17 protein-coding genes are annotated in these 21,086 nt (G+C 49.9%); 11 read left to right on the top strand and 6 right to left on the bottom strand.

What is annotated here, in order from left to right; translation table 11 throughout:
* Nucleotides 1–157 precede the first annotated feature (157 nt).
* The gene (locus C6I21_RS04830) at nt 158–3,379 is read left to right on the top strand and encodes a DEAD/DEAH box helicase (protein WP_181186103.1); all 3,222 of its coding nucleotides are present in this window, start codon (nt 158–160) and stop codon (nt 3,377–3,379) included.
* A gap of 76 nt (nt 3,380–3,455) precedes the next feature.
* Here C6I21_RS04830 and C6I21_RS04825 read toward each other — a convergent pair whose 3' ends face one another.
* On the bottom strand, nt 3,456–5,198 hold the full coding sequence (locus tag C6I21_RS04825; RefSeq protein WP_105958322.1) for a hypothetical protein: 1,743 nt from the start codon (nt 5,196–5,198) through the stop codon (nt 3,456–3,458).
* A gap of 178 nt (nt 5,199–5,376) precedes the next feature.
* Here C6I21_RS04825 and C6I21_RS04820 point away from each other — a divergent pair, with 178 nt between their 5' ends.
* The 4 genes from C6I21_RS04820 (at nt 5,377) to C6I21_RS16380 (ending at nt 9,583) form a co-directional block, all read left to right on the top strand.
* Entirely contained in the window at nt 5,377–7,260 is a 1,884-nt protein-coding gene (locus C6I21_RS04820) for an ABC-F family ATP-binding cassette domain-containing protein (RefSeq protein WP_105958321.1), read from the top strand.
* A 13-nt stretch (nt 7,261–7,273) separates the two neighbouring features.
* Nucleotides 7,274–8,542, top strand: coding sequence for a kynureninase (gene kynU, locus C6I21_RS04815; RefSeq protein ID WP_105958320.1), 1,269 nt, complete (start codon nt 7,274–7,276; stop codon nt 8,540–8,542).
* 90 nt (nt 8,543–8,632) lie between these two features.
* Entirely contained in the window at nt 8,633–9,367 is a 735-nt protein-coding gene (locus C6I21_RS04810) for a tryptophan-rich sensory protein (protein WP_105958319.1), read from the top strand.
* A 63-nt stretch (nt 9,368–9,430) separates the two neighbouring features.
* Nucleotides 9,431–9,583 (top strand): hypothetical protein, encoded by a 153-nt coding sequence (locus C6I21_RS16380; RefSeq protein ID WP_181186102.1) that lies wholly within the window; start codon nt 9,431–9,433, stop codon nt 9,581–9,583.
* A 153-nt stretch (nt 9,584–9,736) separates the two neighbouring features.
* Here C6I21_RS16380 and ytvI read toward each other — a convergent pair whose 3' ends face one another.
* Both ytvI and C6I21_RS04800 read right to left on the bottom strand, forming a co-directional pair.
* Nucleotides 9,737–10,888 (bottom strand): sporulation integral membrane protein YtvI, encoded by a 1,152-nt coding sequence (ytvI, locus tag C6I21_RS04805; protein WP_245411542.1) that lies wholly within the window; start codon nt 10,886–10,888, stop codon nt 9,737–9,739.
* Between the two features lie 56 nt (nt 10,889–10,944).
* Nucleotides 10,945–12,090 (bottom strand): glycosyltransferase family 2 protein, encoded by a 1,146-nt coding sequence (locus C6I21_RS04800; RefSeq protein WP_105958317.1) that lies wholly within the window; start codon nt 12,088–12,090, stop codon nt 10,945–10,947.
* A gap of 183 nt (nt 12,091–12,273) precedes the next feature.
* On the opposite strand from C6I21_RS04800, the gene C6I21_RS04795 reads away from it, so the two are divergent.
* From C6I21_RS04795 to C6I21_RS04785, 3 genes are all read left to right on the top strand, one after another.
* The gene (locus C6I21_RS04795; protein ID WP_181186101.1) at nt 12,274–13,167 is read left to right on the top strand and encodes a diacylglycerol/lipid kinase family protein; all 894 of its coding nucleotides are present in this window, start codon (nt 12,274–12,276) and stop codon (nt 13,165–13,167) included.
* Between the two features lie 33 nt (nt 13,168–13,200).
* On the top strand, nt 13,201–13,338 hold the full coding sequence (locus C6I21_RS04790; RefSeq protein ID WP_105958562.1) for a lmo0937 family membrane protein: 138 nt from the start codon (nt 13,201–13,203) through the stop codon (nt 13,336–13,338).
* A gap of 71 nt (nt 13,339–13,409) precedes the next feature.
* Nucleotides 13,410–13,943, top strand: a complete 534-nt coding sequence (locus C6I21_RS04785) for a carbonic anhydrase (protein ID WP_105958315.1) — start codon at nt 13,410–13,412, stop codon at nt 13,941–13,943.
* Between the two features lie 90 nt (nt 13,944–14,033).
* Here the strand turns inward: C6I21_RS04785 and mreBH are convergent, their stop codons facing one another.
* A complete protein-coding gene (gene mreBH, locus C6I21_RS04780) occupies nt 14,034–15,038 on the bottom strand; it encodes a rod-share determining protein MreBH (RefSeq protein WP_105958314.1) in 1,005 nt (334 codons plus the stop codon).
* A 450-nt stretch (nt 15,039–15,488) separates the two neighbouring features.
* On the opposite strand from mreBH, the gene C6I21_RS04775 reads away from it, so the two are divergent.
* Entirely contained in the window at nt 15,489–16,772 is a 1,284-nt protein-coding gene (locus tag C6I21_RS04775; protein ID WP_105958313.1) for a helix-turn-helix domain-containing protein, read from the top strand.
* A 108-nt stretch (nt 16,773–16,880) separates the two neighbouring features.
* Here C6I21_RS04775 and C6I21_RS04770 read toward each other — a convergent pair whose 3' ends face one another.
* Nucleotides 16,881–17,339, bottom strand: a complete 459-nt coding sequence (locus C6I21_RS04770) for a small multi-drug export protein (protein ID WP_105958312.1) — start codon at nt 17,337–17,339, stop codon at nt 16,881–16,883.
* Complete coding sequence (locus C6I21_RS04765) at nt 17,330–17,908, bottom strand: TetR/AcrR family transcriptional regulator (protein WP_181186099.1); 579 nt, start codon at nt 17,906–17,908, stop codon at nt 17,330–17,332. The genes C6I21_RS04770 and C6I21_RS04765 overlap by 10 nt, the downstream gene beginning before the upstream one ends.
* A 107-nt stretch (nt 17,909–18,015) precedes the next feature.
* Here C6I21_RS04765 and C6I21_RS04760 point away from each other — a divergent pair, with 107 nt between their 5' ends.
* Nucleotides 18,016–19,404: an MATE family efflux transporter gene (locus C6I21_RS04760; protein WP_105958310.1), complete on the top strand. Its 1,389-nt coding sequence runs from the start codon at nt 18,016–18,018 to the stop codon at nt 19,402–19,404.
* Nucleotides 19,405–19,449: 45 nt separating this feature from the next.
* Nucleotides 19,450–20,811, top strand: a complete 1,362-nt coding sequence (locus C6I21_RS04755) for an aldehyde dehydrogenase (protein ID WP_181186098.1) — start codon at nt 19,450–19,452, stop codon at nt 20,809–20,811.
* Nucleotides 20,812–21,086 lie beyond the last annotated feature (275 nt).

Here is a 21,086-nt window from a genome sequence, read left to right as displayed (position 1 = left end):
TTCCTGCCGGGAAGGCAGCAGGCAGTCCGGTTTGTTATTCTTTTTCCTTAAGAACGGATATGCGCTTTCTTTTTCTAAAGGATACAAGGAGCAGGAAGTGCCGGAGAAAGAAAAATTTGATATGATGAAGAGTAGTCAAAATTCAGGAGGGCTCCGCATGTTTCGAATTGATCAATTAACAGAAGAACAACTCGTTCAACACATTGAAAATCCTTCAGCCCTTTCTGTTGCACGCGTGTATCAGTCAGAAGGAAGTGTGCGGGACATTTTCTGGGATCATAAAAATAAGCAGCTTCTCGTTTACGTCGTCCGCTACCAGACAAAATTCCGTGTTCGTTTTCAAATCGACGTGAAAGGACGTATCGAGCCGCTCTCCTGTACGTGTGAGAGAGGAACACTTCCATGCTCGCACGCACTCGCAGCGCTTCTGGAACTCAGTCGTAAAGATTTCCGCTCCTGGCTTGAGCAGCGCGGCATGGATTTTGATATGGAGCCCGTCGGCCTGCTGCCCGGGGAGCAGCGGATGATGCAGCAGTTTCTGCATAAAATTGAATCTCTGTATCTTCCCGAAGAAAACGAAGAGGACGAGCCGGCCGGACAAATGATTGTGGAATTTTATATCCGTCTGCTTCCCGCATCGTATTCCTGGTCGGCAGGTTCTGTCCAGCTGGAGATGAAGGCTGGCAGGGACCGGATGTATATCGTAAAAAACATGCATGAATTCCTGCGGGCCGTCAGAGAAAAAGAGAGCTACCGGTTCACGGATAAATTCACTTATTATCCCGGCGAATATACGATTGACCCGGACACAGAAGCCATGCTTCATAAGCTTTACAGGCTGATGGAAACACAGCAGATGTATCAGCCGGATTACCTGCGCTATCAGAGGAAAGACACTCGGTATATTGAACTGCCGCCTTCGGAAGCCCCGGCCTACCTGAAGGAAATGGAGCATCTCCGGGTATACTTTGAAGATGGGACGCCGTTTGTGCTCAGGGAGATGGAAAAGCCGTTTCAGTTTTTTGTCCGGCTGGAGGACAATGTTCTGACGCTCGACTGGGCTGAATTTGAGGACGTGTATTATTTCGGAGAGAAACTGCCGATTCTCGTACTCGATGCGGAAGCCTATACACTTTCTGACGACAAACACCGAATTGTGGATTCGCTTTATGATGCCTTTGCCGGGGCCCGCGGGAGGGTGATGCGCTTCGACCAGGCAGCGCTCGGCCGGATGGCATCGGTCCTATTCCCACAGCTGAACGAAATCGGCACCGTTCACGTCGAAGAAGGACTGGAAGAGAAAATCACAATGGAACCGCTCCGGCCGGAACTCCATTTAACCTATCCAGGGAAAGACCGGATGACGGCAGAGGTGAATTTCCGCTACGGGGAAAAGAAGATCAACCCTTTTGTCGAAACTGCCGGAGAAGATGATACTGTTCTGGTCCGGGATGTAAAAGAAGAATACCGGCTCGTTCATCTGATTGAAACGGCGCCGTTTAAATTTAATGGAAGCGAGCTTTTTCTGGATTCCTTCCGGGATATTCTGCAGTTTGTCCATTCATGGCTGCCTTACCTCAGCAGAGCGTTTGACGTATTTGCGCCAGACGACCTGCTGGCCATGGTGCACCACGTAGAAGAAGAGCCGGATATCAACGTGGAGCTCGCGGAAGCATCCGGCTGGATGGAAATGTCGTTTTCCATCGAGGGAATTTCAGAGAGAGATGTGGAAGCGGTGCTCGAGGCACTGATGAAGAAAGAGGAATATATCCAGCTGGAAGACGGAGCATATCTGCCGCTTACCTCTTCTGTCTTTGACGGGATCCGGAGCCTCGCGGATCAATGGGGGAAAAATAAAGGGGAGGGGGCCGTCATGACGGCTCCGCTTTATCAGGCGTTCGAGCTGGATGAGATGGAGCATGTGCGGCTGAAGCACAGCAGAGAGCTCAGACAGCTGTTTACGCGTCTTCTGGAGCCGGAGGAACTCGATTTTGCCCTGCCGGACATGGTGGATGCTGACCTGCGTGATTACCAGAAGAAAGGATACCAGTGGATGACATCGCTCGCGTATTACGGTATGGGCGGTATTCTCGCAGATGATATGGGACTCGGGAAAACGCTGCAGACGATTACCTTTCTAGCCGGCAGAAAGGAACGGGGAGAGCAGTATGCCCCGGCACTCATCCTCTGTCCGGCGAGTGTCGTGTACAACTGGATGCGTGAAGTCGAAAAGTTTGCTCCTTCTCTTCAGGCGGTTGTCGTTTCAGGAAGCCGCGCGGAACGGGAAAAGCAGCGCAGTGATCATCCGGATGCGGATATATTTATCACATCGTATCCATCGATGCGCCGGGATGAGGAAATATACGCCGGACAGCAGTTCGGGGCCCTGATTCTGGATGAGGCGCAGAATGTAAAAAACGCCCAGACAAAAACAGCCGCGGCAGTCAGGAAGATGAACAGCGGCGTGACGTTTGCATTAAGCGGTACGCCGATCGAAAATTCGCTGGAAGAACTGTACTCCATTTTTTCCATTGCTCTTCCCGGACTTCTGCCTGGTAAAAAGGCGTTTTCGCGGTGGAAGGAAGAAAAGATCAAATCAAGGATCCGCCCGTTTGTTATGCGGCGGCGGAAAGTGGATGTATTAAAAGAACTTCCGGACAAACTGGAGGCGGTCGAATATACGGATTTGACGAGAGACCAGAAGACGTTGTATATGGGTCAGCTGAAGCTGCTTCAGACGGAAGCGAAGGATGCAATTGCCCGGAATGCCTGGCAGGAGCAGCGGATGCAGATTCTGGCCGGCCTGACGCGGCTCCGGCAGATCTGCTGTCATCCGGGGATGTTTATCGAAGACTACAGCGGCGGTTCCGAAAAGCTGGAGCGGCTGATGGATTATATTCATACACTGCTTGAGGATAACCACCGGATCGTCATTTTCAGTCAGTTTACGAAAATGCTGTCGATTATCCGCAGCCGTCTGGATGAAGAAAAGCGGAACTATTTTTACCTCGATGGAAACACCCCTTCCAAAGACCGGGTCGTGATGGCTGATGCTTTCAATCATGGAGAAAAAGAATTGTTTCTCGTTTCTTTAAAGGCCGGAGGTACAGGACTTAACTTAACCGGCGGCGATACGGTCATTCTATTTGATTCCTGGTGGAACCCTGCTGTCGAGGATCAGGCGGCGGACCGTGTGTACCGGTACGGTCAGAAGCGGGTTGTGACAGTAACGAAAATGGTTACTGCAGGTACCATTGAAGAAAAAATTCATCAGATGCAGGAACAGAAGCGGGACCTTCTGGACCGTGTCGTCCAGCCCGGCGAAACAATGCTTAATTCGCTTGGCAGAGAAGAGATTGAAGCACTGCTTGAACTTTAACCGTGTATTGTCTCCGGACAAAGAACAACACCACCGCGGCGGAAGCTGCGGTGGTGTTTCACTGCGGGTGTTCTGATTATTCGTCTGTATCGTTTTCTGTTCCGGTGCTGCCTCTCTCCTGAGCAGGATCGAATTCCATTTCTTCGATCGGCTGAATCGTTTCATTGTTTTCCAGGAAAGACAGCTGGATCGTGTCGCCGGGCTCAATGAAGACCGCAGTCGGGTTGGATGCCGCATTGATTGTAAAGATACGGTTTTCTCCTTCGAGCCAGAGACGGACGGTGACATTATCTTCCCGGTCCCAGTGATAGACTCTTTCCACGACAGCATCGATTTCCTGCATGTCGGTAAATTCACCTGGATCGACATTCCCATCCGTTTCTGAAGCAAGTTCCAGCTGATACGCGTTGAACGCTTCCTGCTTTGATTCGCCATAGCCGTAAATATTCTCATCTGAAGCACTGACGAGCATGATCTGACGGAGGACGGAGTTTCTATCCATCAGCGGCACTACCCACGTATAGTCTCCGTAGATGTTATAGAGGGAAGGTGTGCCAGCTACATAATCATCTCTTCTGAACGTACGCTCGGCCAGGTTCATTGCCGTTCTGCCGTTCAGTGAACCGCTGGCATCCCGGAAGTAGCGAAGTTCTCCAGTGCGTGCATCAAACATGGTAAAACCGACCATGGAGCGTGACGCTTCCTCCCCTTCATTCTGCAGGCGCATGTGGTCAGTAAACCAGCTGAGCTGCAGATTTTCATCAACGACGCCGGTTACGTTATCAATCGAGCCCCACTGCGTCGGCTGTGTTAATCCTTCCCGGCCGAAATACCGGTTAATCAGTCCCTGTTTGTAAATACCAAACCAGTCATTGCGCTCTGCAGCAATGGACGGTGGATACACCCGGTTCACCCATTCAGGGGCCTCTTCTGCCGAGTACTGTTCCATTTCGCCTGTAGCCGGGTCCACAGCAATCACGCCTCCGACATCCGGAACCCGGCGGAACTCCGTAAAGTGTCCGTAGTTGACGAGGTAGTAAGGGTTACCTTCGCTGTCCACTTCAAATGTCGTGTCCAGCATGACAACGTCCGGATAGGCGAGCCGTACATGCCTCTCCAGATTTTCGTGAAAGAATGCCGAAGGCACATACGAGAGCTCCGACTCCACAAGTTCCGGATCGGCGCGGTGGTTTTCCGCACTCACACGTATGTAGCCGGGAGTTGAATCCGCACGGAACCAGCGGAAAAATCCGTCGTATTCGATCGGTGTCACCCAGAAGAGTTCTTCGTCAATACGCTGAATCCGCGTGTTACCCAGTGTGTAAAAGGCCGGGTTTTCAAGCTGCCCCATGACAATATCCGACCGGTATTCTGCATAATCCCTAGGTACGACAGGAATGTTCTGTTCGTTTACCGGACTGAGGTCGTCTACAGTGACTTCCTCTCCGTCCGCCATATTGAATTTGGTATCGGCGAGAAAAAGGGGCTGGAGCAGCACGAAGCCGAAGAAAGCTGCAAGCAGTGCGATCCCCACTCCTGCACCGACCGCCGCCTGACGCCGTTTAAAGGAACGGACGAGCATGTAGACGAGCGAGAAATCAATAATGAGAAAAATCGCGACGACTGGTAGATAGGCGGATACGAGAAGTGTCCATGTGATGTCCAGCAGTCCGAGATAAAATAAAAATAGACCATAACCAAAGCCCAGTGCGACCCGCAGCGGAATCCAAATCCGGAATTCATTCCGCTTCCACCAGGCAGGATGAAGCGGAAGAAACAGCAGCGCACCGGCCGCTGCAGTAAGTAATAGTACAAGCATACAAAAGCCCCCTCTTATTCTATCTATAGTTCTTTTACGAAAGTCCCGGGAAAATGTTTCGATCATTTTCCATGCACGGAAGACGTATTTATCGTATCACATACAAAGACCCGGCAGACGGCGGCTTTTCATTCCGAACAAAAATCCGATAGAATAAAGACATGGAAGGATGATTGGAATGAGTTTACTGCGAGTAGAAAATTTAGTGAAAACATTTGGAGATAAAACGTTATTTGACCGCATTTCGTTTACGATCGAAGCAGGAGAGCGTATCGGTATTATCGGTGTGAACGGCACCGGGAAATCGTCGCTGCTCCGTGCACTTTCGGGAGTCGAGGCGCCGGATCAGGGGGAGCTTATTCATGCCAATGAATTCCGCGTAGAGTTTGTCGCCCAGGATCCGGAAGTGGACGAGAATGCCACCGTTCTGGAAACGGTCTTCTACGGCGATGCTCCGGTAATGAAAGCGATAAGGACCTACGAAGAAGCGCTGGAAAAGCTTCAGAAGGCGGACAGCGCGGAAAATCAGGCTGCATTTGAACGCGCCCAGTCGCTGATGGAAAAGGAAAATGCTTGGGAAGCAGGCACTCAGGCAAAAACGATTTTAACGAAGCTGGGCATTACGACGTTTTCCAAACCGATGGGGGAACTGTCCGGCGGTCAGCGACGGAGGACAGCTCTGGCGAAAGCGCTGATCCAGCCTGCCGACCTGCTGCTTCTCGATGAGCCGACGAACCATCTGGACAACCAGACGATCGAGTGGCTGGAGACGTATTTAAATCAGTACAGCGGAGCACTTATGATTATCACGCACGACCGCTATTTCCTGCAGCGCGTGACGAACCGAATGATGGAGCTGCATGAAGGAACGATTTCCATGTATGAAGGAAATTATGAAACGTATTTGGAGAAAAAAGCAGAGCGGGAGCGGATGGCTTCCGAGCAGGAGGCGAAGCGCCAGAATCTGCTGCGCCGGGAAATGGCCTGGCTGAAGCGAGGGGCCAAAGCGCGCTCTACAAAGCAGAAAGCACGGAAACAGCGTGTCGAAGCGCTTCAGGAAGAAGAAGGACCGACGGAAAAGCAGGAGCTTGATTTTGCTGTCGGCTCCAGACGGCTCGGGAAAAACGTCATTGAACTGGATAACGTCGGTGTTGCGCGGGGAAGTGAAGCGCTTGTCGACCACTTATCCTACCTGATCAACCGGGGGGAGAGACTCGGTATTATCGGCCCGAACGGTGCAGGGAAAACGACGCTCCTTGAAGTTATTGCAGGCAGAGAAAAGCCTTCTTCCGGCCGCGTCGAATTCGGAGAAACGGTGCGCATCGGTTACTACCGGCAGGAGCACGAGCCGCTGGATGGATCTCTCCGGATGATTGACTACATTAAAGAAACCGCTGAGGCTGTTCAGACGATCGATGGAAACTGGATTACTGCAGAGCAGATGCTGGAGCGGTTTATGTTCTCGCGGGCACATCAATTCACGCATATTAAACGTCTGTCGGGAGGGGAAAAAAGGCGGCTGTATCTTCTGAAAGTATTAATGGAGGAGCCGAACGTGCTTCTTCTCGATGAGCCGACCAACGACCTTGATACCGAAACACTCACGGTACTGGAGGATTATCTGGATCAGTTTCCAGGCGTCGTTATTACCGTCTCCCACGACCGGTATTTCCTGGACCGGACGATGGAAAAACTTCTTGTGCTGAGAAACGGCACCGTAGAAGCAGAAACGTTTTACGGCAGTTACAGTGAGTGGCTCGAACAGGAAAAAGAAGCTGCGCGCCAGGAGAAAAAGCCTGCTGCTGAGCGGCCTGCAGCCAGACCGAAAAAGAAGAAGCTCTCCTACCATGAACAGCAGGAATGGAAAACGATTGAAGAGGACATTACATCCCTTGAAGAAAAACTGGAATCACTGGAAGCGGGGATAAATGAAGCGGGAGCAGACTTTGACCGCGCCCGGGACCTATTCCAGGAGAAGCAGGAAACAGAAGACGCTCTGGAACAGAAGATGGAGCGGTGGGAGGAACTGTCTGTCAAAGTAGAAGAAGCAGAACAGCAGTAAGGAGAGGTGCCGGATGAACGAATTATACGAAATAGCCCAGCAGCTGGATTTAGAAGATCCGCTCAAGCACGTGAAATCTGAATTTTATTTTCCAGAGGAAAAGCCCTACTATCTGGACGGCAATTCGCTGGGATTGATGAGCAGACAGGCAGAAAGCGCAGTCCACAATGTACTGGACAGCTGGAAGAGGTTCGGTATCGATGGGTGGGAGAAAGGGGAGTCTCCCTGGTTTACGTATACGCACGACCTGCGGAAAATGAGCGCAGAGCTGATCGGTGCATCGTTTCACGAAACTGCGGTCACCGGATCGATCACATCCAACCTGCATCAGCTGCTGACAACGTTTTACCGCCCATCCGGAAAGCGGCGGAAAATCGTCATGGACGAACTCGCTTTTCCTACCGATGCCTATGCAGTGAAAAGCCAGCTCCTTCTCCACGGCGCGTCAGAAGATGATTTAGTCATGATCCCGTCTGCAGACGGCCGGCTGCTGGAAATGGCGCAGATTGAATCAGCTATAGACGAAGAAACAGCGCTCGTCCTGCTGCCGACCGTTCTCTACCGGAGCGGGCAGCTGCTGCCGTGGAAGCAGATTACAGACTGCGCCCATAATCATGGTGCGGTTATTGGATGGGATCTCGCCCATTCATTCGGGGCCATGCCCCACGACCTTCATGAGAGCGGGGTCGATTTCGCCGTATGGTGCACGTACAAATATGCAAATGGCGGGCCTGGAGCCTGCGGCGGGCTGTTTGTCCATGAAAAGCATGCAGACCGGACGCCGGCACTTGCAGGCTGGTTCGGCTCCAACCCGGAGGTACAGTTTGACATGGACCTTCAGTTTGAGCCGGCGCCGGACGCTTCCGCGTACCAGCAGGGAACTCCGCATCTATTAAGCCTGGCGCCGCTGAAAGGCTCGCTGCAGATCATTCAGGAGGCAGGTATAGACGCTGTGCGCAGCCGTTCGCTTCAATTGACCGGGTTTCTGCTGAAGGGTATCCAGGAACTGCAGGAAGTGGATCCGTCGCTTGAGGTGGTGACCCCGGAACAGGGGAGAGGCGGCCATCTCGCAGTCTGTCATCCGGACGCGGCAAGAATCTCCCGGTCGTTAAAGGATCACGGAGTTGTTCCGGATTTCCGTATGCCGGACGTGATACGCCTTGCTCCATCGCCTTTGTATACCAGCTTTATGGATTTGGCAGAGGTCATAGAAATTTTAAAAAACATTCTCCGGAACAAGCCGTACCTTGCTTATCCGAATGAACGTGGAACGATCGCCTGATATTTTTGTCAGCGAAGGATTCAGATCGAAGGTTCAACCAGCCTTTCTCCGGGAAAAGAACAAGTAGAGAAGAGAGGCTGGTGATAGATCATGTGGAGATGGATTAATTTTGCTGTGGTTATCGTCGTCATTGCGATGAATGGTCTGGCTAATGCACTTCCTTTGAACGGCAACACGACCGGGGATTTATCGGACCGGGTAAATGTCCTGTTTACACCGGCAGGCTACGTTTTCAGCATCTGGGGATTGATTTATACGTCGTTATTTCTCTGGACGCTGTGGGGGCTGCTGTCGAAACGCTCCACCGTGCAGCTTATGGCAGCGAAGGCTGGACCGTGGATTGTGGCTTCCAGTGTGTTTAATATCAGCTGGCTGTTCAGCTTTCACTACGAACAATTTGCGTGGAGTCTGCTTCCGATGACACTGCTTCTGGGAGCCGTTATCTTTCAGTACCGTGCAGTGAAGGAAGGTAACTTTCTGGAAAAGTTCCCATTTGCCGTTTACATGGGCTGGGTTTCCGTCGCATTCATCGTAAACATCGGTATTTTCTTTAATATGACCGGCTTCTCCGAAGGGCTGTTTTTCTCCAATGTCATCTGGACCGTCGTGACGCTTCCCGCTGCAGCGGTGATTGCACTGCTCGTGCAGAGACTTATCTGTAATATTGTTTATCCGCTCGTATTTTTGTGGGCATTTATTGGAATTGCTGTGGAAAGATGGGTGGAATACCCATCGATCGCTGTCAGTGCCGTTGTATCTTCTGCATTTCTCTCTGCGGGAATACTTGCAGTCTGGTGGAAGTGTGTGAAAAAATCAAAGAAGTGATGATTAAACTGGCTGCCGGACGGGTATAAATACTGTAGGAGACAGCAGAAGGAGGGAACACCGATGGATGTGAGCAGACAGGATATTCTTCGTTTACTGGATGGAATGACAGAAGATGATCTGCGTATTGTTTTCACGATGGTAGAAGAATACCGGATTGCAGAAAAAAAAGACCATCCGGACATCCGCCACTTCTTTCTGGAGCATTCCAACTAACGTCTCTGCAGTCGGCTGTTCAGCCGGACGCCGGGGCAGAAGAGGATCCGCCGGCTGGAAGCGGTAAATAATCAATTGTATTTAAGGACACTGTTCCTTTTAAGAAAGCCCCTGCCTGGATGAAAAGAGGCAAGGGGCTTATTTCTGCTCACTTTACTTCGGAGGCTGACTGTCATCCGAGCGGTCTTCCACAAACCCTTCTTTAATAAACTCCCAGAGAATGCCGATGATACCGATGTCCTTTAAAATAACGATGATGACAAGTAGCAGGGGACCGGTAAATAAGCCGATAACGCCGAACAGCTGAAATCCGGTGAACAGTGCAATCAGGACAGCGAGAGCATTTAAATTCATGCTGGTGGAAAGGACTTTTGGTTCAATGGCCTGGCGGACAAACATTGCAATACCGTAGAGCACCGCCAGCCCGATCCCGAGGTAAAGATTTCCGGTTAAAAGCATGTATAGACTCCATGGAATTAAAATCGTACCTGAGCCGAGGTATGGAAGTATTTCAGCAACGCCGACGATGAGGGCGATGACGAAAGCGTTGTCCACCTGAAGAATCAGGAGACCGCTGAAGACGATCGCAGATGCAATCATCATTAAAATAACCTGGGCCCGGATAAAGCCGAGGACACGGAACTGGAACATCCGCTTAAATTCACGTGATTTCGTCAGCAGGAAGGGTGGTATGTGTTTATAGAAGTAGGAAAAAATTCTTTCCCATTCCTTGCCGATAAAATAGAAACCGAGAAAAACGAAAAATAAAACAACCACGGCACTTGGTATAAAAAAGACGATCTGGCGGAGAAGATCCGTCAGTCCACTCCCGTTTTCCGTAATCGATTCGGCGGCACTGGAACCAAGGTTGGTAATCCATTCATTGACTGTAGTCTGCTGTTCTGGTGTGAGTGAATCGACGGCACCGGTGAGTTCCTGCCAGAGGGGAAAGATCTGTTCATTAAAAAAGCGCTGGGCATTCTCCGAGGTGCTTCGTATCCAGCCGGGCACAAAATTGGAGATACGCCGCACACCGATGATAATACCGAATATGACACCGGTGATGATGCCGCCGAGAAGGCTCAGGCTGATCAAAAGAGCCAGCACAACGGCAAGCGTGTTTGGAAAACGGATCCTGCGGCGCATCCAGCGTATAAAAGGGTAGGACATCCATACGAGGAGAGCAGCAATCCAGAATGGATAGGAAATTTTAAAAATCCACACTAGCAGATAGGAAACAATTCCAATAAGAAGCACTGTTACGATAAGCCTGAGAAGCATCCAGGCATGTTGTTTTGTCATCATTATCCCCCCGCCGTCCAATCGTTATACATAGTTTACCAGATATATTCACCGGCGTTCTACTTTCTTTGCGTACGTTTGTTTTTCTTCTGGTGGCTGCGGAGTTCACTCAATGAATAATGGGTGCCGCGCCAGGTGACGCCGTTATGGCGGAGTGTGATAAACATGGATCGGTTCAGGCAGTATAAAAACAACGCTGCTGATACCGGCATCAGCACAGCGAATAAAGCACTTTCTCCGGAAAGGCGCTGGTTGTACATATACATTCCGGCATAAATCAGCACGATTGCTGCACCGAGCCAAGCCGAAGCACCGGGGTAAAGCCAGAAGAAGAACGGGAGAATATGCAGCCACCCGACAGCGGCAGTTGCAGCGAGCGCCCGTGGGATCGAATAGCCGGTAAATGCGAACAAGTTTTTCTCAAGTCCCGCAGTCATTTCCGGAAGGGACTCATACCACTGTACAGAAAAGAGACCGCGGCCGAATCCAAGCTGCTGACGAAATCCCTGGTTTTTTATCATTCTTCCAAGCTTCAAATCGTCATCGGTATCCATAGCGGTGGACTGATGGCCGCCGATCTCGTCATATACGTTTTTCCGGAGAAGCTGAAACGCTCCGATTCCGGCGTAGCCGAGCTGAATGAAGTTCCACAGCCCGAGAATGGTCCAGTACGTATAAAACATGCGGTAGGCAGCGGTTCCTCCTGGATTGTCCGGTGTCAGTGTCAGGTGATCAAGTTTTTCTTTCTCAGCATACGTGAGAGCTTTTTGAAGCGATGAAGGCTCCATCAGCACATCGGCATCTGTGAAAAGCAGCCATTCACCGCCCGCCAGCCGGGCTCCTGTATGAAGCGCGTGATTTTTGCCGAGCCACCCTTCAGGAAGCTCGGAAACCGTCTTTACCGTCAGCCGGCTGGAGTTGGGATGATCGTTTTTCAGCTGTTGAAGAAGCCGGCCGGTGGCATCCGTGGAGCGGTCGTTTACGACGATGATTTCCACATCCGGATAGCGGAGATTTAAGAGTGACTGTACACTGTGATAAATATTTTTTTCTTCATTTCGTGCGGCAGTAATGACAGAGACTTTAGGGGAGTGGGCAGGGACGGAATGCTCTTTCGCCGGCATCGGCATGTTACGGGCTCCGTAAAACCATTGAATAGAAATAAACAATGCGGCAGCAAAGGCTGGGACAAGGAGCCAGAGCATGGACAGGCCTCCATTCAAGTGGAATAATTATATCGCAGAAACGGCACACGTGTGCCTGCAGGCATAATCGTACCACGAAATAGTGGAGGGAAACGATTTTCGGAAATCAAAGAACATGATTGAAGCCAGTAGTTGTGTGGAATAGAAGGAAAAAGAAGGATTCAGGGAAGTGGGGGAAATAGTGTGTTTGGAAAAGGTGTGGTGATCCATAATCAACAGGCAGGTGCTGCCGGTACAGAACGGATGATGAATCAGGTAAAAGAGGCGCTGGAGCCTCTGACCGATTCGCTTCATTTTCATTCGGAAGATACGCCCGGTGACGCCATTGCCTGGCTTGCAGATGAACAGAATGAAATGGATACCGTATGGATTCTTGGAGGAGACGGTACCGTTCACACGTGTATGGATGGAATCCGGCAGAGACGTTCAATTCCGACCGTGGGAATTCTCCCGGCAGGAACCTGCAATGATTTTGCCAGAATGCTCGGAATCCCTCTGCAGCCGGTTCAGGCTGCGCAGGCAGCATCTGAATGCCGGATAGAGAAGAAAGATATCGGCCTGTACAACGATCAGGCTTTTACAAATTTTGTCGGTGTCGGATTAATAGCAGATGCTTCAGAAAACATTAACGAACAGCTGAAAGGTGCCGTAGGACGACTGAGCTACTTTTTAAGCGCCTGGCAGTCGATACGGCGCCAGGAACCGTTTACGTATGAACTGACCATGGACAGCGAAACAATCCGCGGAGAAGCAGTTATGATTCTTGTCTGCAACGGCCGTTTTCTCGGAACAGCGGAATTTCCATCACCGCAGATCTCGATTGATGACGGTATTCTGGATATTCTGGTTGTGGAAGAAGCAGGACTTCAGCTTTTCCGTGACTGGATGCAGCGGGCGGGAGAACAGTCGATTATGCATACGGAATCCGTCCGGCATTACCGGTCTTCCGCTGTGAACCTGGTCACCACACCTTCTAAGGAAATGGACGCAGATGGTGAAATAGAAGGGTATACGCCGGTCAAGCTGTCGCTTATGCATCAGACCATCCCGTTTCTGACAGCTGGTGCTTCAGAATAAGAGAGCAGGAGGCTGGGAAGGGAGGTGAAAGGCATGCTGTGGACTATTATTGTTATTTTACTACTTATATGGATTGTCGGGATCGCCATCGATATCGCAGGCGGTCTGATCCATCTCATTCTTATTGCTGTACTCGTTGTCATCGTTCTGCGGCTGATCCGCGGAAGGTAGCTTTCGCCTTGATTTGCCGGGCTTTCCATGCGAAACTAACATAGTAACATTTATGCAGGGAGGCGATTTTTATGGCAGAAATGTATCAGGAAGGAAACCGCTCATTCCGGGAAAGCCGCAGCGGATCGTACTTTGAAGAGCTGGCAGCCGGTCAGGCTCCGGATGCCTACGTACTTTCATGCTGCGATTCAAGAACAGACCCGGCCCTCATTTTAAACAGAGACCTGGGCGATCTTTTCGTTCACCGCAATGTGGCGAACCAGGCAGTCGAGGCGGATGAGAGCTTTACAGCAGGCCTTTACTACGCATTGGAAGTATTGAAAGTAAACCAGATTATCATTCTCGGCCATACGACGTGCGGCGGAGTCCAGGCAGCAGCCGGCGGAGATACATTTCCGGACGCGCTGGAACCATGGGTAAAACATATCCGCTCGGCCGTTCCGGATGGCGAAAATGATGGGAAACATCTGGAAAGAGAAAATACAGCGGCACAGGTAAAGCGCGTTCTGGAATCCGCTGTGTACCGAAACAGCACACGCCGGGTGCCGGTCCACGGCGCGCTGTTTCACCTGGATACCGGCGAAGTGGAATGGCTTCAGGACTGATGATATAAACTACAAAAAAGAAGCGGGCATTGCACCGCTTCTTTTTTGTGTCTTGTTCTGTTGTAAAAAAGCGAACTGCAGAAAAAATAATTACTGCGCCTTCTGCAGCCGTTTCAGCATGCTGAGGGAACGGCCTGTTCCAACAGCCACCGATTCAAGCGGATTCGGAGCTAGGTGCACGGGAACAATAATTTCCGTGGAGAGCCAGTCTTCCATTCCGGAGAGAAGTGCACCCCCGCCGGTAAGGATAACACCCCGGTCTACAATGTCTCCGCTCAGTTCCGGAGGGCAGTCTTCCAGTGTTGTACGGATGGTTTCCAGAATTGCAAGCAGCGCTTCGCGGATCGCTCCCTGAATTTCCAGCGAAGAGATTTCGATCGTCTGCGGGAGGCCGGAAACCAGATCACGGCCACGGATTTCCATTTTTTTCTCAGGGTGTTCCACGAGTGCGTGGCCGATCTCCATCTTTATATTTTCGGCCGTCCTCGCTCCGATCATCAGATGGTACTGTTTACGAACATACTGGATGATATCTTCATCAAGCCTGTCACCGCCGACGCGGAGGGAGTGGCTGGACACGATGCCTCCAAAAGAGATAATGGCTACTTCCGTTGTGCCGCCGCCAATATCCACGATCACATTTGCTACCGGCTCCTCCACCGGCAGGTCCGCTCCGATTGCCGCAGCTACCGGCTCCTCAATTAACTGCACATCTTTGGCGCCGCTCTGACGAACAGCATCCTGAATCGCACGGCGCTCCACCGACGTAGCGCCTGAAGGGGTGCAGACGACGACGTTGGGCTTTCGCAGAGAGGTGCCGAGTTTTTTTGCTGCTTTCTGCATTAAATGTTTAATCAGTTCCGTCGTAACGTCATAGTCTGCGATGACGCCATCTTTCAACGGACGGACAGCTACGATGTTGCCGGGAGTTTTTCCGACCATCTGCTTTGCTTCTTCTCCCACCGCAAGCACCTGACGTGTCTGCACATCAAGAGCTACGACAGAAGGTTCGTTTAATACCATGCCTTTTTCTTTTGTATACACGAGCAGGTTTGCGGTACCTAAATCGATACCTACCTGTGCTGCTGAGAACATAATGATAACCCTCCATACTTAGAATCTTCCTCTCTACCACTATTCATAGATGATAACGTATTTACTACCGTCATTTTTATAAAAAAATCTAAAAAAGTAAAATTGGTTTCGAAAATGTGGGATGTGCTGCTGAAATGGAAAAAGATGTAGGGTAATACGAATGTAATAACAATTTGAAAAGAAATTAAACGACAAAATTAGACATCAACGATAAAGTGGAATAATTTTCAAAACGTTGATATGATGGGGTTTTTATAAAATAAATAGAAATACGTCCTGTGCCCAATGACTTAATAACAGTTGTTAGAAAATAAAACGTCCCTTTTATGACGCCATTTTCATTAGTATGATAAAACTAGTTACTTTATTGATAGTATCATCCGGATACTGGCAGAGAATGCTGGCATTTGTGATGGCAGATGAAAGACGGAGCAGGACAGGGGCGATGGTATGCTGGGAAAATTGCTGAAATATAACAGGATGAAACAGAGAAAAAAGCAGGAGGATGTATGCAGAGGGATCTGTTCGGTTTCTTATTACAGTAAAATTGAGAATAACAAAATTGAACCGGCAGATGATGTCATTGACCAGCTGCTGGAAAGATTAAATCTGAGCAGACAGGAAATGCTCGAGATTGATCCTGCGGAAGTAAAGACGAAACTGCTGAACTGGCATAAAGCGGTTATTCAGGAAGATGACAAAACTGCAGAGCGTGAGAAGCAGTCGGCAGCAGAACAGGTGGAGTTTACAGAAGAGAAGGAGCTGAAGCAGCTTTTCCAGTATTTTCAATTCCGAGAGGCGGCGTGGAAAGAAGAAGAAACGCGCTTTCATGATTTGAAAAAGCGCCTGCAGCAGCCGCTTTATGACGGGGAGTCAGAGGAAGTGCAGTTTTATGCCGCAAAAAGCAGAGCCGTCGGGGCAATGTATGAAGAGAAGTATGAAGAAGCGAGGGAACATCTTCTGCATGCATTCTGCTGTAAAGAAGAGCTGATTATCCCACGTGTCGAGCTGACAGATTTGTATATGCTCTCCGGTGCCTGTGGACTGGAAACAGGGTATTATTCAGCAAGCCTGGATTACCTGCAGCGGGCAGTCAAGGCGTTTGACCAGCAGTATGATCTGCGGCAGAGCGGCAGGGGACGTGTTCTGCTTGCCCGAGCATACCGTCTGGTCGGAAAACACAGCCTTACAGAAGACGAGCTGAATAAGGCGGAATCGGTAAGCAGCCAGACGAGAAATGTCCGGCTGCAGGCAGACGTACTGCAGGAGCGGGGGTTAATGCATGCCGAGCAGGGCCGGTCGATGGATGCAGTGCATTGTTTTCAACAGAGTTACCGTCTTCGGAGCGGGCGCGAACGGCTTGTGACCATTCATGCTATTCTGCAGGAATTTGAAGCGATCTCTTCAACACAGGACATTTTGAGCTGGGTGGCCCACGGGTTTGAAACGATTGGAAAACTGCGTGCTGTCCGTCCGCTTTCTCCATTTGAAACAAAATACGAACGTCGTTTTCATTATTATCTGCTTATGTATGACGAACAGTCCCATGGCCGGTTTCTGCAGGAAATGGAATCTGTGGTTCTGCCGTTCTTCAAAGAAAGGAAAGACTGGGTTTCCCAGGCGTTTTATCTGGGGAAAATGGGGGATTACTGTCTGGAGGAAAAAGCGGATAAAGATTTAGCGGTCAGGTATTACCGTGAGGCGGCGGACTGCCTGTGGAAACGGGTGCGTTAACTGTCAGTAAGCGCAGCATACAGGCTGCTTTTCATCTGAGGTTCAGTTTCATATGAAAAAAAAGAAGAGCTCTCCGGCGCCGGAGAGCTCTTTTCCCTGCTGGTATATTCAGCTTGTAATCCATCCGACACCGAGGACACTTCCAATAGTAACAACGACCGTCCAGATACCGAGGCTTACAGCCATCCACCAGAAGGTAGCGTGTTTTTCGGCACGGAATGACAGGGCGATTACAGCTGCAAGGTGTATGCCGGTGATGGCCGGTCCGAGTAAAGCAAGGCCCGGGAGGCCATACTTCTGGAATACTTTCCGACCGCGTGCACCGCGGTCTTTTTTGGCGTTCTGTTTTTTACGTTCCTGCCTTTTTTTATACCAGGTTGTTTTCTCCATGTATTGAAGCAGGTAAATGATGCCGGCGACGGGAAGGAAGTTCCCGACAAAGGAGACGACAGCTGTCAGCCAAGGGTCCAGACCCATCCCTACAGCAATAGGAATAACAATTAAAATCTCCAGCCAGGGCACGGCGGCCATAACGAATACGACGAAATATTCCCAGATCAGTTCCATCTGCCGCCAACTCCTCTGATGCCGGCTTCAAACATGTTCCATGACGCATCCTGTTTTTGCTTTTTGTCCGTCTCGCCATAGTACAGTGCCTGCACACACCAGCCATCCAGCAGTACATAATACGCATCGAGAACATCTGAGAGCTGTGCAGCGGAAACGCCGTACCTTTCCAGAAAGGATTGCAGCACCGGCTGTAAGATCGTCGTGCAGTCTGCTTCGAACTGCAGGAACTTCCGGTGGACGCTTTCCTCTGCTTCGGGCGGTGGAAATTGTATAAAACGGAAAAAGAACTGCCCGTTCCAGCTCGTTTTTAAATACAGCGCTGTCTGCTCCAGAATCTCTCTTGGCCCATGCCCCTGCGAAACGAGGGAGCGCAGATTTTCGACATACGCTTCATATACCGATTCAACGACACCGAGAAATAATTCCTCTTTACTGGAGAAGTGGTGATAAATAGATGATTTTCGAATGCCTGCATGTTCAGCAATGGCCTGAAGGCCGGCTCCGTTATACCCATGTTCGGAAAACTGCTCCATCGCAGCGTGCAGCAGTATTTCTTTCGTTTTCATGAAAGCACCTCGTTTTTTAGGAGAAAAAATGAAACCGACCGACCGGTCGTTTTGTTTATATGGTATCATGAAGCAGTAAACGCAGCAAGACTGAAAGGAGAGCAACGATGTACCCAACGAAAAGCTGGAGAGAGAAATTAAAACTGCTCTCCATTATTATGTGGCCGATTCTCGTTACGCAGATCGGTATGTATGCGATGAATTTTATTGATACGGTCATGTCAGGAAGAGCCGGGGCGGAAGATCTTGCCGGTGTCGCTATCGGTTCGTCTCTCTGGATACCGGTACTGACAGGCATTACAGGAGTTCTCCTCGCATTGACGCCGATTCTGTCTCATAAACTAGGTGCTGAAGATAAAGAAGGGGTTCCTTTTTATGTGCAGCAGGGCATTTATGTGGCGGTGTTTTTAACGATCGTCGTTTTCGGTGCCGGTGCGTTCCTGGTCAGTCCTATTTTGTCTCTCATGGAGCTGGAGCCGGAGGTACGGTTTGTCGCATTTCATTACTTAATCGGTCTGGCTGCAGGGATGATTCCATTATTTGTTTATACTGTTATTAGGGGATTCATTGATTCACTCGGGCAGACGAGAGTGACGATGATTATTACGCTTGCAGCGCTTCCGGTGAATGCGTTCTTTAACTATGTTCTGATCTTTGGCCGCGCAGGTTTTCCGGAGCTTGGAGGAATCGGTGCAGGCTATGCGACGAGTATTACATATTGGTTCATCCTGTTTCTCTGCATCTATATTACGCACAAAAACCGTCCCTTTTCCTACCACCGGCTGTATCATGCATGGCGGAAGCCGGCTGTCGGAGTGTGGAAGGAAATACTTCTGCTCGGCCTGCCGATTGGGCTGACGATCTTTTTTGAAACGAGCATTTTTTCTGCGGTGACGCTTCTATTGAGCGTATTTTCTACAGAGGTAATTGCGGCCCACCAGGCAGCGATCAACTTTGCGAGTCTTTTATATATGGTTCCGCTCAGCTTTGCTTTCGCGCTGACGATCACCGTCGGTTATGAAATTGGGGGAAGGCGGCATGAGGATGCCGTTTCGTACGCAAAAATCGGGCTGCTTCTTTCTGTCGGTATGGGGCTTGCCGCGTGTGTCATCATCTACGCCCTGCGTGTGCCTGTATCGTACTTGTACACCTCGGATCCGGACGTAGCTGGGCTCATTCAGGCGTTTTTAATCTATTCCATCTTTTTTCAGCTATCCGATGCTGTAAATACGCCGATTCAAGGTATTCTGCGTGGATACAAAGATGTCAATGTTCCATTCATTATGGCATTTATTTCATTCTGGCTTATTGGTCTGCCTTTTGGATGGGCACTTGCTACATGGACAGAACTTGGTCCTTTCGGCTACTGGATCGGTCTCATTACGGCACTGGCTGTCTGTGCCACATTTCTTGCAGTCCGTCTCCGCTGGATGCAGAAAAGAGAATGGCAGTTATCTCCTGAAAAGAGAGAAGAAGAGCAGAATATGCTAGGATAAGAAGAAGAGTATTGAAGCAGAGGAAGTGACAGGATGGAAGAATTGATGAAGGAACTGGTACAGAGACAGCGCGATTATTTTCTCAGCGGTGCTACCCGGAGCATTAGTTTTCGAAAAAAGCAGCTTTATCATTTAAAAGAAGAGGTACAGCGGCGGGAAAAAGACATTCTTGCTGCGGTTCGTGACGATTTGAATAAAGGTGAATTTGAAGGATACATGACAGAAGTAGGCTTCTTTTACAGTGAACTTAAAGACATGATGAAAAACATGGATTACTGGGCTTCCCCGCAGAAGCAGAAAGCACCAATGTCCCATACTGGAAGCAAAAGTTTTGTTTATAAGGATCCTTTCGGGACGGTGCTGATAATCGGGCCTTGGAATTACCCTTTCCAGCTTGTGATGACACCACTTATCGGAGCTATTGCCTCCGGAAACACAGCGGTTATCAAGCCGTCGGAGATGACACCGCAGACGAGTATGATTATCCGTGAGATCATTACAGCCGTCTTTCCAGAAGAGTATGTCGTTGTCGTGGAAGGCGGGGCGGATGCGGCAGAAGCGCTGCTGGAACAGAAATTCGATTATATCTTTTTTACCGGCAGCCGCCGGATCGGCAGGAAAGTAATGATGAAAGCAGCAGAAAGGCTCACGCCTGTGACGCTGGAGCTCGGTGGTAAAAATCCAGCAGTGATCTCAGAAGATGCCAATTTAAAAATGGCTGCCAAGCGTATTGTATGGGGGAAGTTTTTAAATGCTGGTCAGACGTGTGTCGCTCCGGATTACGTACTTATTCATGAATCGTGCCGGCGTCAGTTTCTGAAACTGGTCGTGCAGTACACAAAAAAATACTTCGGTCCGGAAGCAAGAGGGAAGCGGACATACCCGAGAATTATTTCAGAAGCACACGTGGACAGGCTTGCGTCCTATATCAACCCGGACAAAGTAATTCACGGTGGCGGATTCGACCGGGACTTCCGCAAAGTGGAACCGACGATTATGATGGATGTAACGTTGGAAGATGAGGTCATGCAGGAGGAAATTTTCGGTCCGATCCTGCCGATTGTATCTTATCAATACGATCACGAGATCATCGAAACAGTCAGAGAGAGGCCCGATCCGCTTGCACTGTATCTATTTACAGAGTCGGAGGAAATGGAAACGTTTATCCTCCAGAACCTTTCTTTCGGGGGTGGCTGTATTAATGATACGATTATGCATATTACTACACCGTACCTTCCATTCGGCGGCGTCGGCGAAAGCGGCATGGGGGCTTACCACGGCAAAGACAGTTTCGATACATTCACCCACCGGAAAAGTATCTTGAAACAGACGACGAAATTTGATCTGCCGATCCGGTACAATCCCACGAAAAATACGATAAAGACGTTAAAGAAAATGTGGGAGTAACGCTCAGAATTTTCCGGTGACACATTCTTTGTCTCTGGAAGCTGCGAACTCCCGCCGGAAAGCGTACGGCTGCACATGCAGGCAGAGAACAGCCTGCAGTTAGATGGACGACGCTCAATTAATAGACAAAAAAAGCCTCCGGAAATTTCGGGGCCACTGAAAAAGTCCTTGATGAAGACTAGAAACGTCCTTGTGGACGTTTCTAGTCTTCTTTGTCTTTTTTTCTCCCTTTTTCCCGGATGATCGTCTATACTTAGTTTACTACTTGGAAAGCG

Source organism: Alkalicoccus urumqiensis, from assembly GCF_002993335.1.
Classification (GTDB): Bacteria; Bacillota; Bacilli; order Bacillales; family Salisediminibacteriaceae; genus Alkalicoccus; species Alkalicoccus urumqiensis.
The sequence above is the reverse complement of the archived record's forward strand: the minus strand, read 5'-3'. Positions and strand labels throughout refer to the sequence as shown.

Bases quoted from the DNA above. Each gene is read 5' to 3' on its own strand.
- C6I21_RS04825 (WP_105958322.1), bottom strand. From the start codon at position 5,198: ATGCTTGTACTATTACTTACTGCAGCGGCCGGTGCGCTGCTGTTTCTT.
- C6I21_RS04820 (WP_105958321.1), top strand. From the start codon at position 5,377: ATGAGTTTACTGCGAGTAGAAAATTTAGTGAAAACATTTGGAGATAAA.
- C6I21_RS04790 (WP_105958562.1), top strand. From the start codon at position 13,201: ATGCTGTGGACTATTATTGTTATTTTACTACTTATATGGATTGTCGGG.
- mreBH (WP_105958314.1), bottom strand. From the start codon at position 15,038: ATGTTCTCAGCAGCACAGGTAGGTATCGATTTAGGTACCGCAAACCTG.
- C6I21_RS04760 (WP_105958310.1), top strand. From the start codon at position 18,016: ATGTACCCAACGAAAAGCTGGAGAGAGAAATTAAAACTGCTCTCCATT.
- C6I21_RS04785 (WP_105958315.1), top strand. From the start codon at position 13,410: ATGGCAGAAATGTATCAGGAAGGAAACCGCTCATTCCGGGAAAGCCGC.
- C6I21_RS04755 (WP_181186098.1), top strand. From the start codon at position 19,450: ATGAAGGAACTGGTACAGAGACAGCGCGATTATTTTCTCAGCGGTGCT.
- C6I21_RS04810 (WP_105958319.1), top strand. From the start codon at position 8,633: ATGTGGAGATGGATTAATTTTGCTGTGGTTATCGTCGTCATTGCGATG.
- C6I21_RS04775 (WP_105958313.1), top strand. From the start codon at position 15,489: ATGCTGGGAAAATTGCTGAAATATAACAGGATGAAACAGAGAAAAAAG.
- C6I21_RS04770 (WP_105958312.1), bottom strand. From the start codon at position 17,339: ATGGAACTGATCTGGGAATATTTCGTCGTATTCGTTATGGCCGCCGTG.
- C6I21_RS16380 (WP_181186102.1), top strand. From the start codon at position 9,431: ATGGATGTGAGCAGACAGGATATTCTTCGTTTACTGGATGGAATGACA.
- ytvI (WP_245411542.1), bottom strand. From the start codon at position 10,888: ATGATGACAAAACAACATGCCTGGATGCTTCTCAGGCTTATCGTAACA.
- kynU (WP_105958320.1), top strand. From the start codon at position 7,274: ATGAACGAATTATACGAAATAGCCCAGCAGCTGGATTTAGAAGATCCG.
- C6I21_RS04830 (WP_181186103.1), top strand. From the start codon at position 158: ATGTTTCGAATTGATCAATTAACAGAAGAACAACTCGTTCAACACATT.
- C6I21_RS04800 (WP_105958317.1), bottom strand. From the start codon at position 12,090: ATGCTCTGGCTCCTTGTCCCAGCCTTTGCTGCCGCATTGTTTATTTCT.
- C6I21_RS04765 (WP_181186099.1), bottom strand. From the start codon at position 17,908: ATGAAAACGAAAGAAATACTGCTGCACGCTGCGATGGAGCAGTTTTCC.